This is a genomic window from Amycolatopsis sp. NPDC006125 (assembly GCF_040614195.1).
Taxonomy (GTDB): domain Bacteria; phylum Actinomycetota; class Actinomycetes; order Mycobacteriales; family Pseudonocardiaceae; genus Amycolatopsis_E; species Amycolatopsis_E tucumanensis.
In genome coordinates this window covers 44,420-58,817 of record NZ_JBEXTZ010000050.1, presented here as the reverse complement: position 1 = coordinate 58,817, position 14,398 = coordinate 44,420, and the positions used below count along the sequence as shown (strand labels likewise).

General features: G+C 71.2%; 13 protein-coding genes. 8 read left to right on the top strand and 5 right to left on the bottom strand.

What is annotated here, in order from left to right:
• From ABZ193_RS24605 to ABZ193_RS24595, 3 genes are all read right to left on the bottom strand, one after another.
• The coding region (locus ABZ193_RS24605) for a helix-turn-helix domain-containing protein (protein WP_354711630.1) at window positions 1-383 on the bottom strand (383 nt) is incomplete at its 3' end.
• A gap of 250 nt (window positions 384-633) precedes the next feature.
• Entirely contained in the window at window positions 634-2,943 is a 2,310-nt protein-coding gene (locus tag ABZ193_RS24600; RefSeq protein WP_237338015.1) for a hydantoinase B/oxoprolinase family protein, read from the bottom strand.
• The gene (locus ABZ193_RS24595) at window positions 2,940-5,060 is read right to left on the bottom strand and encodes a hydantoinase/oxoprolinase family protein (RefSeq protein WP_020416136.1); all 2,121 of its coding nucleotides are present in this window, start codon (window positions 5,058-5,060) and stop codon (window positions 2,940-2,942) included. Before ABZ193_RS24595 ends, ABZ193_RS24600 begins: the two co-directional genes overlap by 4 nt.
• Window positions 5,061-5,266: 206 nt before the next feature.
• On the opposite strand from ABZ193_RS24595, the gene ABZ193_RS24590 reads away from it, so the two are divergent.
• The 8 genes from ABZ193_RS24590 to ABZ193_RS24555 all read left to right on the top strand — a co-directional run bounded on the left by ABZ193_RS24590 (window position 5,267) and on the right by ABZ193_RS24555 (window position 13,166).
• The gene (locus ABZ193_RS24590) at window positions 5,267-6,805 is read left to right on the top strand and encodes an FAD-dependent monooxygenase (RefSeq protein WP_237338014.1); all 1,539 of its coding nucleotides are present in this window, start codon (window positions 5,267-5,269) and stop codon (window positions 6,803-6,805) included.
• On the top strand, window positions 6,802-8,520 hold the full coding sequence (locus ABZ193_RS24585) for an AMP-binding protein (protein WP_237338013.1): 1,719 nt from the start codon (window positions 6,802-6,804) through the stop codon (window positions 8,518-8,520). The genes ABZ193_RS24590 and ABZ193_RS24585 overlap by 4 nt, the downstream gene beginning before the upstream one ends.
• Window positions 8,517-9,269, top strand: a complete 753-nt coding sequence (locus tag ABZ193_RS24580) for a maleate cis-trans isomerase (protein ID WP_237338012.1) — start codon at window positions 8,517-8,519, stop codon at window positions 9,267-9,269. The genes ABZ193_RS24585 and ABZ193_RS24580 overlap by 4 nt, the downstream gene beginning before the upstream one ends.
• A gap of 37 nt (window positions 9,270-9,306) precedes the next feature.
• On the top strand, window positions 9,307-10,086 hold the full coding sequence (locus tag ABZ193_RS24575) for a TetR/AcrR family transcriptional regulator (RefSeq protein WP_157358369.1): 780 nt from the start codon (window positions 9,307-9,309) through the stop codon (window positions 10,084-10,086).
• 200 nt (window positions 10,087-10,286) lie between these two features.
• Complete coding sequence (locus ABZ193_RS24570) at window positions 10,287-10,928, top strand: VOC family protein (protein WP_020416131.1); 642 nt, start codon at window positions 10,287-10,289, stop codon at window positions 10,926-10,928.
• On the top strand, window positions 10,925-11,173 hold the full coding sequence (locus ABZ193_RS24565; protein WP_020416130.1) for a hypothetical protein: 249 nt from the start codon (window positions 10,925-10,927) through the stop codon (window positions 11,171-11,173). The genes ABZ193_RS24570 and ABZ193_RS24565 overlap by 4 nt, the downstream gene beginning before the upstream one ends.
• Entirely contained in the window at window positions 11,170-12,417 is a 1,248-nt protein-coding gene (locus tag ABZ193_RS24560; RefSeq protein ID WP_354711626.1) for an alpha/beta hydrolase, read from the top strand. The genes ABZ193_RS24565 and ABZ193_RS24560 overlap by 4 nt, the downstream gene beginning before the upstream one ends.
• 515 nt (window positions 12,418-12,932) lie before the next feature.
• Complete coding sequence (locus tag ABZ193_RS24555; protein ID WP_237338008.1) at window positions 12,933-13,166, top strand: hypothetical protein; 234 nt, start codon at window positions 12,933-12,935, stop codon at window positions 13,164-13,166.
• 6 nt (window positions 13,167-13,172) lie between these two features.
• On the opposite strand, the gene ABZ193_RS24550 is transcribed toward ABZ193_RS24555, so the two are convergent.
• Window positions 13,173-13,616: a hypothetical protein gene (locus ABZ193_RS24550; protein WP_020416127.1), complete on the bottom strand. Its 444-nt coding sequence runs from the start codon at window positions 13,614-13,616 to the stop codon at window positions 13,173-13,175.
• Entirely contained in the window at window positions 13,613-13,822 is a 210-nt protein-coding gene (locus tag ABZ193_RS24545; protein WP_237338006.1) for a type II toxin-antitoxin system HicA family toxin, read from the bottom strand. Before ABZ193_RS24545 ends, ABZ193_RS24550 begins: the two co-directional genes overlap by 4 nt.
• Between the last annotated feature and the right edge of the window lie 576 nt (window positions 13,823-14,398).

The following is a 14,398-nucleotide window of genomic DNA, read 5'->3' as shown; positions in this document are numbered from 1 at the left end:
TCGAGGAACCACTGCCGGTGGGTCAGGACGGCGCGGTGGACCGGGTGGTCGGGCGCGGGGTACTCGGCGGCGGCGTTGAGGAAGGCGCACCCGCGAAACCCATCCGAACGGATGCTGTCGGCGATGGTCCCGGCGACCGCGCGCACGGTGTCGGCGGGGGAGTGCCCGGCCTGGCGCACCGATTCGATCTGGGCGCGGATCAGCTCGTCCGCGGCGGTGAGGTAGGCGACGACCAGATCGTCCTTGCTGGGGAAGTGCCGGTACAGCGTCGCGCGGGTCACCTTGGCCTCGGCGACGATCCGGTCGATGCCGACCGAGTGCAGCCCCTCCGCGTAGAAGAGCCGGCTGGCCGTCCCGAGCAGCCGGGAACGTGCTTCCGACACCCTGTCACCTGCCTTCCGATCACCCCGAGTGTACGGGGAGAACGTTCGGTCTCGCCAGGTGCCCACATTCCGGCCGCGCGGTGTGGAGGGATCATCGTGGCCACAACCGCGGCGAGCGGGATGGCCCGTGCTCTGCGAGCGCCTCCGGGATACCGGCGGCCCTGATCGTGTGGGGCGCTGGGCTATCGGGCTGTTCAACTGATCGTGCGCGGCCGGATGGACGGTCGACCTCCACCCGGCCGCGCGCGCCTCACGCTGCCGGGGTCGCGATCAGCCCGGCGAGCGGCGGCGTGGCGTGGCCTGCGGGCACGACCGCCGAGTACAGCGCCGTCCAGCAGGACGGGCAGCAGTACTGCCGGAAGACCACCGGAGCGTCCACGTAGTCCGCGGCGTTCGCGATGATCTGCGGCCCGGCGTCGGTGGCCGGCCCTTCGTAGACCGCGAGGGCGAGGTCGTCGCCCTCGCCGAGGATCTCCTGGCAGTGGCGGCACGCCACCGCGGCCCGCGCCCCGTCGGTCACCTCGACGAGGTTGTCGTCGAGGCGCTTCACCGAGGTCGCGCCGGTCTTGCGGCCGCTGGGCACGCGAAGGACCCGCGAGCGTTGCCGTCGCGCCGCCCGCAGGCGGTCGCGTTCAGCCGCGGTCGCCGCCTCGTCCACGGTGCCGTTCTCGACGACGACGCCGTAGACGGACCGGGCGGCGCCGGCGGTGATCTTCTGTTCCCGGAGATCGCGGGCGACCGCCTCGGGATCCCGGTTCAGCGGGTCGCCGTAGCCTCCGCCGCCCTGCCAGGTCATCACGAACACCTCACCCGGCGCGAGGTGGCTGGACGCGTAGTTCTGCGCCGGTTCGAGGTGCTCGCTGATCTCGGACAGCTCGCTGGGCATCCGCCCGGCGGCGAGGAGATCGGTGACGCGGCTGTGCCGGGCCAGCACGTCGAGCCCGGTGTTGCCGGGGTGCCCGCCGGCGAGACCGCCGTTCTGGGACACCGCCTTGCCGTTGGAGGCGAGGACGAGTCCCATGGGGATGCTGGTTCCGTGCGGGGTGATGGCGATCGACGCCCCGACCCCGCCGCGGTGCCGCCCCGGTCCGCCCGAGTCCGGGACCTCACGCCGCCACAGGGCCAGCACCGGGTAGAGGAACTCGGTCATCTCCACGTCGGGGATGCGGCCCATCGGGATGCAGAAGAGCCCGCCGGTGTCGATGCCGTCGGCGTGCGGCCGCGCGCCGTACCCGCCGGACATCGGCTCCATGATGATGTTGAGGAACGGCGCGGGTTGCTCGCCGCGCTCGTCGAGTCCCGCGATGACCGCGGTGTCCCAGGTGCCGCAACAGGTCGCCTGGACGTTCTTGCCGAGTTCGAGGTCGCGGTCGAGCATCTGCGCCAGGCATTCGGCGACGAGGTTGCCGGTGAGCCAGGCCGGGCCGATGGGGCCCCGTCCGACGGCGGCGGGGTAGGTCGCGTTGTTGAGCGTGCCTTCCTCGGTGATCAGGTCGAAGCAGCGCATGAGCCCGCCTGCCGACCACGGGATGTCGCCGGCCAGCACGGGGAGGAGGGCGAGCATGACGCCGCCGCGCATCCCGGCGTAGGTGCAGTTCACGACGCCCGACTGCGGGTCGGTGCCGGTGAAGTCGAACGTGAGGTGATCGCCGGTCTTGGTGGTGGTCACGGTGATCTTGTGCAGGCCGCGGTCGCCCTCGTGGGACTGGTCCTGGTAGCCCGTCGCGGTCCAGCTGCCGTCGGGCAGGGCGGCGAGCTTGCCGCGCAGCCGGGACTCGGCGTCGGCCATCATCCGCTTCATGACGGCCTTGACCGTGTCGGCGCCGTACTGCTCGATCAGCGCGTGCAGCCGTTCCCGGCCGACGTTGTTGGCGCCGACCTTGGCGCGCAGGTCGAGTGCGACGAGCATGGGCACCCGGGAGCGCCGGACCCACAGGTCGGCGACGTCGCGTTGCAACTGGAAGTCGCGCACCACCTTGACCGGCGGGGTGGGCAGGGATTCGGAGAACACGTCCTGCGCGGCGGGGGAGAAGGAGCCGAGCCCGACGCCGCCCAGGTCCGGTTCGTGGCAGATCGCGCTGGTCCAGGCGAACAGCTTGCCGTCGTGGAAAACGGGCTGGTACACCATCACGTCGTTCTGGTGCAGCCCGCCGCCGACCCACGGGTCGTTGGTGAGGAACATGTCGCCCTCGGCGATGCCGGGGTTGGTGGCGCGGTTGCGCAGCGTCCAGTAGATGGCCAGGTCGACCGCGCCGACGAGCATCGTGTTGTACAGGCCGACCTGGACTTCCTGGCCGAGTTCGTCGGAGATGGCGAAGTCGAAGTCGTTGGCGTCGGTCACGATCGGCGAGCCGGACATGCGCTTGAGCGCCTCGCCCATCTCGTCGGTGACCGACCAGAGCCGGTGGCGCACGACCTCGTAGGTGAGCGGGTCGAGCGCGTCGATCTGCTCCTGGGTGACGGTGTGCGTGGGCAGGGTGGTGGGCAGCGACCGCTGCAGTTCGGCGGGGTCGGCCGGGCGGCTCGCGAAGACCTCGGAACCGGGGATGGGCATGCTCATGAGGCGCTCCTGGCGGAGGTGCGGCGGATGATCAGGTTGCCGAGCGAGTCCACCGTGCCGGTGGTGCCGTCCGGCACGACGACGGTGGTGGTCGGGACCTCGACGATGGCGGGGCCGGCGAGCTGGTGCCCGGCACGCAGTTCGCGGTAGTCGTAGACGGGCGTGTCCACGTAGCCGGTGGCGGCGTCAAGGCAGACCGGGCGGTGCCCCACCCGCGCCCCGGCCGGGTCCGGTGAGGCGGCGGCGGGGATCGCGGGCAGCTCCGGCGAGAACGGCAGCACGCCGATTCCCCGGACCCGGAAGGTGATGGCCTGGATGCCGGCCTCCCGGAACCCGGCGTCCTTGCCGTAGAGCGCGGCGTAGCGCTCCTCGAACGCCGCCGCGGCTTCCTCGATCGCGGCCATGTCCAGCGGTCCGGCCGCGACCGGGGTGGTGACCTCCGCGAGCTGCATGGAGTAGCGCATGTCGATCTCGCGGTGGACCTCGACGGTGTCGAACCGCACCCCCTGGCGGTCCAGCCCTTCGCGAACCTGCTTTTCCAGGTCCCGGAAGTTCTGTTCGGCCCGCTCCGGGTCGAACGGCACGACGGCGGGATCGGACAGCTCGGCGGCGAGCGCGATGTCCGAGGACGCGAGGCCGTAGGCGGAGAACGCGGAGGCGACCGGGCCCAGCGGGACCACCACTTCGTCGACCCCGACCTCGGCGGCGTAGCCGGCGCAGTGCGCGGGACCGGCGCCGCCGAAGGCGTACAGCACGAACTCGCGCGGGTCGTGACCGGCCTCGACGACGGTCTTGCGCAGCAGGTCGCCGGTCTGGGCGTTCTGCACGGTGTAGATCGCGGCCGCGGCCTCCTCGACCGAGAGCCCGAGCGGTTTGGCGATCTGGGTGTCGATGGCCTGCCTGGCCAGCTCGAGCGAGAGGGGTTTGCGCCCGCCGAGCAGGCCGCGCTCGGGCAGGATGCCCAGCACCAGGTTCGCGTCGGTGTTGGTCGGTTCGGTGCCGCCGTTGCCGTAGCAGGCCGGGCCGGGCACGGCTTGCGCGCTGCGCGGCCCGATGCGGAGGTTGCCGCCGGCGTCGAGCCAGGCGATCGCGCCACCACCGGAACCGATCGCGTCCACCCGCAGCGTGGGCACGTTGATCGGGTGGTGGTTGATCACGGTCGTGGTGTCGCGCACCGGTTCGCCGTCCACGACCAGCCCGGCGAGGAAGGTCGTGCCCCCGACGTCGGTGGAGATGATGTTGCGGTGCCCGAGCTGGCGCCCGAGCGCCACCGAGCCGACGACACCGCCGGTCAGCACGGAGCCGACGGTGCTGATCGCGGTGGCCGGGGCCTCCTTGGCCGCGACCGCGCCGCCGTTGCTCTGCATCACCAGGAGCGGGCCGGCGAGGTCGTTCGCGCGAAGGGTGTCCTCCAGCGTGGTGAGGTAGTCCCGCAGCCCGGGGCCGATCTGGGTGCTCATGATCGTGGTGGCGTTGCGGGCGAACTCCCGGATGCGGGGGCTGACTTCGCTCGACAACGCGACGAAGACGCCGGGGTCCTCCTCGGCGACCAGTTCCCGCAGCCGCCGTTCGTGGACCGGGTTGCGGAACGACCACAACAGCGACACGGCGATCGCCCGCACGCCGTCGGCGAGCAGCGCGCGGATCGCGGAGCGGGCCTCGTCCTCGTCGAGGCCGACCACGACGTTGCCGTCGCGGTCGATGCGCTCGGTCACCTCGAGCGCGAGGCGTTTCGGCAGCAGCGTGTGGTCCTTCGCCTGTCCCAGCACGTTCTGCAGTTCGTGCGGGGACCGGCCGAGGTAGCGGCCCTCGACGTTCATGATGAAGATCGAGTCCCGGTGCCCCTTGGTGGTGAGGAAGCCGACCGGTGGCACGTTCCCCATGACCAGCGCGTTCAGCGACGACGTGGTGCCGTGCGCGATGTGGTGGGTGTCGGCGAGCATCTCCTTCAGCGGCTTGCCCAGCTGCTCGGCGAGCAGCTCCAGCACATCGAGAACACCCCGGGAGTAGTCCGGCGGGGTGGACGGCGACTTGGCCGCGAGGACTGTGCCCGCGTCGTCGTCGAGAACGGCGTCGGTGAACGTACCGCCCACGTCCACGCCGATGACATACGCCATGACTCACGCTCCTTTGCGTGGATTGAGACCGCGGGGGCACCGACGAGGTGGGCACGCCCAGGCTCCACGAGTGGTTACGGCAACGTAGACTATTAAACGCCTGTGTTTGAAGTCAAGCTCGCCGTCGCTTGACTTGTCGTCGTGTACGTCGAATACTCTACGCCTAAGTCAACGAGCGGAAGTGCCGTCACAACCTGGAGGTCGGGATGCAAGTACGCCGCGCCGCGGTGCTCGGCGGGGGCCCGGGCGGTCTCTACGCCGCGCGTCTGCTGAAGCTGGCCCAGCCCTCGTGCGAGGTGGTCGTGCACGAGCAGGGCGAGCCCGACAAGACGTTCGGCTTCGGGGTGGGACTGGCGGCCGGCACCCAACGCAGGCTCGAGGCGGCCGACGCGGACACCCTGCGCGACATCCTGGCCGCCGGCCACCGGCACGACATGACGATGACCGTCCGGGACCGGAGCGCGCGGGTGCGCAACGACCGGCTGATCGGTATCGCCCGCACCGAACTGCTCGCCGTGCTCCGGCGGCACGCCGAGAAGGCGGGGGTGCGCATCGAATACGGCGCCCGGCGCGCGGCCGACGAGCTCGACGCGGACATCGTCGTCGCCGCCGACGGGGTCAGCAGCGCCACCCGGAGCACCGGCGGTTTCGGCGAGGACATCGAGGTCGGCCGCGGGCTCTACCTGTGGTGCGGCGCGGAGTTCGCGCTGCCGGACGCGATGTTCGCCCCGGTGGGCACGGAGCACGGCGTGTTCGTGACCCACGCCTATCCCTACTCGAGCGGCCACAGCACGTTCCTGATCGAAACCGACGAGGAGACGTGGCGGCGCGCCGGGTTCGACCGGTCCACGGACGCGACACCGCCCGACGCGTCGGACACCACCTCGTTGCGGTACCTGGAGCAGGTGTTCGCCACGCAGCTGCGCGGGCACTCGCTGATCGGCAACCGGACCCGCTGGACGCGGTTCCGCACCGTGCGGTGCAAGCGATGGTCGTCGGGGCGGGTCGTGTTGCTCGGGGACGCCGCGCACACCGCCCACTTCTCCATCGGCTCGGGCACCAAGCTCGCGATGGAGGACGCGATCGGACTGGTCGAAGCGCTGGCCGGCGAACCCGATGCGGCGGCGGCGTTCGCGCGCTACGAGGCGTCCCGCCGCCCGGACGTGGAGCGGATGCAGGAGCTGGCCCGGCGGAGCCAGCTGTGGTGGGAGTCGTTCCCGTCGCGGCTGCACATCCCGGTCGAGCGGCTGATGGTCGCCTACATGACCAGAGCGGGCAACGTCCCGCTCGACCGCTTCGCCGCCACCAGCCCGGAGGTCGTCGCCGCCGCGGCCGAGCAGTACGCGAACTCGGCACCCCCGGCCCGGGACCTCGTCGACTGGGTGCTGGACCAGCCCCTGCGGCACGGGGAGGCCGAGTTCCCGCGACGCGTTCTCCCGGCCGTTCCCGAGGGCCTGGCGCTCACGACGTTCGCCGACGCGGTCGCCGATCCCTGGGACGACGCCGGAGATGCCGTCGTCGCGCGGGCGCGTCAAGCTCGACGGGACGGGGCCGACGGTTTCCGGTTCGCCGGCCCCGCCGACCGGCTCGCCGTGCTGACCCGGCTCGATCTGGCCGAACGGGTCCGCACTGAAGCGGGCGGGCTGGTGGTCGTGGACGGTCCGCCGAGCTCGCGCGGCGACCTCGCGGCCGGCCTGATCAGCGGGCGGTGCGACCTGATCTCGTTCACCGAGGAGGCGGCATGAGGACAAGCCGGTGGGGCGAGCGGCTCGTCACCTACCCCGGGGACGTGGTGCGCCGGTACCGGGAGGCGGGCCTGTGGGGCACGGCCACGATCGCGGACGAGCTGCACGCGGTCGCGGTGGCCCATCCGGAGCGCGACGCGGTCGTCGCGCTCGACGGGCGGGTGACCTTCCGGGAACTGGACGAGCGCACCGACCTCCTCGCGGCGGGCCTGGCCGGGCTGGGCCTGGCGCCCGGTGATCCGGTGCTGTTCCAGGTCTCGAACCGGCTCGGGGCGATCCTCGCCTGGTACGGGGTGCTCAAGGCCGGGCTGGTTCCGGTGTGCACCCTGGCCGCGCACCGCGGCCACGAGATCGGCGAGATCAGCAGGCGGGTCGGCGCCGTCGCCCACCTGGTGGAGGCGGACAACCGCGGGTTCGACCTGGTCGGCTTCGCCGTCGAGCAGCAGCGCGACCACCCCACACTGCGTCACGTGCTGGTGCTGGGCGATTCCGCCGGCGCCGCGGGCGTCGCGATCGAGTCGCTCGGCGCCGGCGTCGATCCGCGGGCCGCCCGCGCGACGGTGGAGCAGATTCAGCGCGGCATCGATCCCGACGACGTCGCGGTCTTCCAGCTCTCCGGCGGCACCACCGGGGTGCCGAAGGTGATCCCGCGGCTGCACGCCGAATACTGGTACAACGCCCTGGCCTACGCGCGTTCCTGGGGCTGGAGCCCGGACACCCGGGTGGCCCACCTGATCCCCATCATCCACAACGCCGGCATCGTGTGCGCGGTCCACGGCCCGCACAGCGTCGGCGCGTGCCTGGTTCTCGGCACCGCCGACCCGGAGGTCTCGTTCCCGCTGATGGCGCAGGAGCGGGTCACGCACGTCCTGCTCGGGCACGGGCACTTCAAGGCGGCGGGCCTGCCCGGCTTCGCGGCGGCGACGAAATCGGTGACCCAGGTGGTGTTGTCCGGCACGAAGGTGCCGCCCGCGCTCTTCGACGGACTGGAACGCCGCGGCCTGTGGTCGGGGCAGCTGTTCGGCATGGGCGAAGGACTCTTCATCACCACGCGCCCGGGCGCTCCGCGCGAAGCCCGCGCGGAGACCGTCGGCACCCCACTGTCCCCAATGGACGAAGTCCGGATCCTCGAACCCGGCACCGAGACCGAAGTCCCGGACGGGGAGATCGGCGAACTCTGCTGCCGCGGCCCCTACACCCTCCGCGGCTACTTCGACGCACCCCGGCACAACGCGACGGCGTTCACCTCCGATGGCTTCTACCGCACCGGGGACCTCGCCGTGATCCGGGAGATCGACGGGGAGCGGTACCTCACGATCGAAGGCCGGATCAAGGATCTGATCAACCGGGGCGGCGAGAAGATCAACGCCGAGGAGGTGGAGTCGTTGCTGCTCCGCCACCCCCGGATCACCGCCGCGGCCGTGGTCGCCATGCCGGACCCGCGCCTGGGCGAGCGCACGTGCGCCTACCTCGTCGTGCCGGGCGAGCCGCTCACCCTGCGCGACGTCCAGGACCACTTCGCCGCCCTGCAGGTCGCGAAGTTCAAGTGGCCCGAACGCATCGAGCTGATCGCCGAAATCCCCCGCACCCTGGTCGGGAAGATGGACAAGAAACGCCTGCACGCCGACATCGCCCGCAAGGTCGCCGCCGAACGCGCCGAGACCGGGCGGCCGCGCAGCACCGCCCCCGCAACCACCTCAGGAGGAAATCCGTGACCACCCACCGCATCGGGCTCGTCGTGCCCAGCTCCAACGTCACCGTGGAGACGGAGGTTCCCGCACTGCTCGGTCGTCACCCCGGCGCGCGGTTCTCCTTCCACTCCAGCCGGATGCGGATGCACAAGGTGTCCCCGGAGGAGCTGCGGGCGATGAACGCGCAACGCGAACGGTGCGTCGACGAACTGTCCGACGCGGGCGTGGACGCGGTGCTCTACGCCTGCCTCGTCGCGCTCATGGCGCAAGGGCACGGCGAGCACCGGCGCACCGAGGCCGCGGTGACCGAACAGTTCGCGAACGCCGGCCACCGGCCGGTGGTGCTGTCCAGCGCCGGCGCGCTCGTCGAAGGGCTCGCCGCCCTCGGCGCCCGCCGCATCGCCCTGGTCACCCCGTACCTGCGCCCGCTGGCCGAGCAGGTCGTGTCCTACCTGGAATCCGAGGGCCTCGAAGTGCTCGACTGGGCCGCGCTCGAAGTGGGGGACAACGCCGAGGTCGGCTGCATCCCGGGCGAGCGGGTGATGGCGGCCGCGCGCGGCCTGGACCTGTCCGGCGCCGACGCGCTCGTCATCTCCGCCTGCGTGCAGATGCCGTCGCTGGACCTGATCGGCCCCGCCGAGGCGGAGTTCGGGATCCCCGTCCTCTCCGCGGCCACGGCCGGTGCGTTCACCCTGTTGCGCCACCTCGGTTTGCCGACCGCGCTGCCCGGCGCGGGCCGCCTTCTGGCGGCGGAGCAGGCGGCGGCGCGATGAACCCGGCGCCCGGCCCGGCTCCCCTACAATGGCCGCCATGACCAGTGGTTCGCGGCGAACGCCCGCGCGGCGGAAGGCCGAGTCGTCATCCTCGCGGGCCCGGCGCGACGGCGCGGCGGACAGCGGCAAGCCGGCACGCGCCAGCACCGCCCGCCGCGAGCTCGTCGAGAACGAGATGTACGAACAGGCCACCCGGCTCTTCGCCGAGCGCGGGTTCGCCGGAACGAGCCTGCAGGACATCGCGGACGCGATCGGCATCACCCGTCCGGCCCTCTACTACTACGTCAAGAGCAAGGACGAACTGCTCGCCAAGCTGGTCACGGAAGTCACCGACGGCCCGATGAACGAGCTCAAGGAACTGGTCGCGCACACCGACCTCGACCCGGCAGGCCAGCTCCGCGCCCTGGTCGAGATCATCGTGCGCCGCCGTGCGACGCAGCCGGCGCGGTTCCGGCTGCTCATCCGCTCGGAGGCCGAGCTCCCGGACGAACTGACCGCGGCCTACGACGACAGCCGCCGCGCCGTGCTGAAGACGATCGCCGAGGTCGTCGAGGACGGGATCCGGGCGGGACAGTTCCGGCCGGTCGACGCCCGCGTCGCCGCGCTGGGCGTGCTGGGCATGTGCAACTGGGTGGCCTGGTGGTTCCACCCCGACGGCCGCGACGACGTCGAGACCGTGACCGAGCAGCTCGCCGAGATGGCGCTCGCCGCGCTGCGGCGCCCCGACCACCACACCCTCGACGGCGAGGGGCCCGAGGCCGCGCTGAAGATGCTCCGTCAGGACCTCGACCACCTGGAACGCCTCCTCAAGGGCTGACTCCCGCGCGCGGCCGTCGCCGCTGTGACGGGTGCGCTCCGTCTTGCAATGCCGTTGGCCGGCCGGACGCTGCTCCGGCCGGCTTCGTCATGTCCGCGACCACCTCTGTTCTTCGCATCAGTCAAACTGTTGACTCATCCGTCAACGGAGGCGTAACGTCGGTGCGGTAAGGCGCATTCCACTCAGGCAGGAGGCTGGCCATGACGGAGCTGGACCACCGCGTGCGGGGGGTCGACCACGTCGCGTTCCCGACGTTCGACCCGGCCGCGACGGTGCGGTTCTACCGGGACGTCCTGGGCTTCCCGGTCGTGCATTCCATCTGCGCGGCGGGCTGGGGCCCGGAGGACCACCCGGACTTCATCCACTTCTTCTTCGACATCGGCAACGACGACCGCATCGCGTTCTTCTACTACTTCGGCACCGGCCGCGAGATCGGCGGCGAGCCGGGCGCGAAGGGCGACGTCTACGCCCGGTTCGGCGCCGACGTGCCGGAGTTCTTCGTCCGGTCCCGCCACCTGGCGATCCACGTCGACGACGAGGAGGACCTGCTGGAGTACCGGCGGCGCCTGGACGCCAGCGACTGGCCGGTGGAGATGCAGATCCAGCACGAGACGATCGAGTCGATCTACACCCACGACCCGAACGGCTACATGTTCGAGATCACCCGCGCCATGCGGCCGGTGACGCCGCAGGAGGACCTGGACGCGAACCTCACCATCGACGCGTTGATCGACGTGGTGAGCGAGCCCGAGCCGACCTTCGGCAAGCTGCTGGCGCGCAAGGCGGAACTCATCGTCGAGCGGGCCGCGGACTGGGAACTCGCGCAGGAGAGCGGCCGATGACGACGCTCTACATCCTCGACGTCCCGGAGAACACGCCGGTGGCGAAGGTCGCCGCCGAGGACCCGGCGGTGACCGTCGGCCGGATCGGGCCCTACTTCGAGATCAGCGCGGCGGGCGCGATCGTGGTCGACCGCCGGGCCACCGGCTGCCGCCACGCGGTCTGGTACTCCGCCGTCGGCGGGGTCGCCCGCGACAGCCGCATCACCCAGCACGACAAGGACGCGCTGCGGGTGGAGCCGGCGTGACGGAAAGCGCTTCGCGGCTCGGCGCCGGCCGCTACCTGGCCGCGGGGGAGCGGCCGGCCTCGGCCGTCACCACCGTGCACGAGCTGACCACCAGCGACGGCGCCACCGTGCGCGGCGTGCTGACCACGGTGCCCGGCGCCCGCACCGTCGTGTGCCTCATGCACCCACGCCAGGACGTCACCCACCACCCGCTCGTCCCGTTGCTGCTGGGCGCCGGGGCCGCGGTGTGGACCCAGCACACCCGCTCGGTCAACAACGACCTGACCCTGGTGCACGAGCAGGCGCTGCTGGACGTCGCCGCGGGGCTGGTCTTCCTGCGGGAGCGGGAATTCGACTCGATCGTCCTACTGGGACACTCCGGCGGTGGCACGCTCTACGCGTTCTACCTCGAGCAGGCCGCACTCGCACCGGGCGCGCGCATCGCGACCACCCCCGGTGGCCGCCCCACCCGGCTCGCCGACGCGACCATGCCGCTCGCCGACGGCGTCGTCTTCCTCGCCCCGCACCCCGGGCAGGGCAGGCTCCTGCTGGCCTGCATCGACCCGTCGGTCGCCGACGAGTCCGACCCGCTGTCCGTCGTGCCCGAGCTCGACCCCTTCGACCCCGCCAACGGATTCGCCGAGCCGCCGGCCAGTTCGGCCTACGGGGAGGAGTTCCTCCAGCGGTACCGGGCGGCCCAGCGCGACCGCGTCGCACGCATCGACGCGGTCGCCCGCCACCACCTGGCCCGTGCCGCCGAGGCGCGTGCCGCGTTCAAGGCCGGTGGCCGCGCCGCGGACCGCCGCCGCTCGCTGGCGCCCCGGATCATCACCGTCTACCGCACCGACGCCGACCCGCGCACCGTCGACCTCTCCCTCGATCCGAGCGAGCGCCCGTACGGCTCGCTGTTCGGCAAACGGCCCGATCTCATCAACTACGGCCAGGCCGGCTTCGGCAGGCTCACGACTCCGGAAGCGTGGCTGTCGACGTGGTCCGGGATCAGCTCCAACGCCGACTTCGTCCGGTGCGCGCCCGGCGTGACCGTCCCGACCCTGTTCATCGAGCTCACCGGCGACCAGGCCGCGTTCCCGGCCGATTCGCGCCGGATGATCGGAGCGCTCGGGGCGGCGGACCTGAGCACCGCTGTGGTGCGTGGCCTGCACTTCGGCGGCCCGATCGCCGAGGGCGAACCCACGGGCAACGAGCTGGCCGCCGCGGAGATCGCGAGCTGGCTGGGCAAGCGTTTCGAGCTCGCCCGGCGCTGACCCCGGTACGGCGACGCGCGGCAGCCTCGCGGCGAGACCGCCGCGGGGCTGCCTTCTATTGCTGATCGACCGCGGCCGGACCGCTGCTCGCGGCGTGGTCGGCGAGACGCCGGCGAGCGAGAGTGCCGATCCGGCTGGACCCGTAGCGTCCGCACCGTGGCCGAGCTGGGTGAACCCGCCTGGCTTCGGTCGGCTCCAGGCAGCGCGCTCAGGCGAACAGGCGCGGGAGCAGGGCGCGGGTCGGCGGGACGCCCGGCGGGCGAGAGTGCCGATCCGGTCAGACCCGCGGCCCACACCGTGACCGGGCTCGTGAACCCGCCCGGCCCGGCAGCCCCGGGCAGCGCGCCCGCTTCGACCCAGCGCGTGCGCTGGCCGAGGTGGACGCCAAGCGGCGCATCCTCGACGAGCACGAGCACGCAGAGAGGCGGCTACGCCGAAGGGCTCACGTTCGCAGTCAACGCACTCATGGCGATCCACGCCGATCACCCGGGCTACCCGCGAGGAGTGGCGCCCATGTGACACCCGAGCAGGTCAAGGAGTTGATCGCCGCGGCGAGCGTGAAGGACGGCGCGTTCGTCACTGGCGCCGTTCTCATCGTCCGCTCCAAGAACATGGACACCGGCGATTCCAGCATCCACATCGCCTCGACCGAGGACACCGACCACTTCACTAAGCTGGGCCTCCTGCAGGCCACCAGCGACATCGTCCGCCACGCCCCCTTCATCCGACAGGATGAGCGCGGTGACTGACGAAGATCAGCGGGTGCGCGCAGCCGCCTTCTTGACCCGAGTGGTCGAGCCGGCGACTGCGCCCTTGGGTGCCTGCCGACCGATGAGTTGGCTGACCCGTTGTGCGGACACATCGAGCAGTTTCGCGATCTCGCGTCCTGACAGTCCACCGCTGCGGAGCTTGCGGGCGACGTCGCGCTGGCGGGTTGCAGCTTCACGCTGAAGCCGTTCCGCTTCCCTGACCTGCTCGCGGGCCTTCTTCACCTGTTCGGCCAGTGCCGCATCCAGCTGGGGGACGACGTGCACGTCGAAGGAGCTCTCGTCGTCGATGTCGAGGGCGAGAGCGATGTACTCGCGGGCTGTGGCATCAGCCGCCGACAAGGTGCTGGTCTGGGTGACTCCGACACCGTCGATGTGGAGTTCCCAGCCTCGCGCCCAGCGCTTGGCGGTGACGTTGTAGGTCTTCGTCACTGCAACCATCCCTTCGGCAGGCAGGTGAGTTTGGCGACGGCGTCTCGGATGACGCCTGGGGAGACGACCCGGTGGTTTGGGATGATGACCTGGTGCTGGCCGCACGGGCACACCCACTTCTCGTGGCTGCCCTTCGTGGTCTTGTGGATGCAGTCCTGGTCAAGCAGTGCCCGCTTGACGTCCCGGTATCGCATCTCCTTGACCATGACGATAGTCTAGCCCCCCTTGATTTGCAACATCAAGGGGGGCTAGATGTATGGTAATCAGTATCGACGCAGCGTTCCACGGTAACGGTCGACAACGACCGACCGCCAAGTCCGGCGACCGCCACGGGAAAGAAGGAGTGAGCGTAACCGAACCGAGCACGTATGTCCGCTCGCAGGCCTCGAACTACTCCCGGGCAAGTCGTTGTTATCCGCTTTCGATGGAGCGACGCCCGGCGATGCAGCAGCCGTGATCACGTACTGAGGCAAGACTGGCTACATCCTGAACGTCGGCAACGACAAGGTGGCAATGGTCGTCAACTTCGGCCGTGCCACGTGCGCCACTGCCATACCTGTCAACGACTACGCGGACGGCGAGCACCCCCCAGCTCGCGCCGGCCACAGTCGACCAGGAATTTGTCGCGAAGGCGCGGGCCGCGATGAGCGCTCCACCGGAGTGACACGCCCATGGTCCACGCCTGATTGCGCACCACCTGCGCGAACACCCATCCTGTGTACACAAAGCGGTACTCGCCGAGCATCCGATCTGCCCGCTGTGCGGCGCGACTGGTCCAAGCA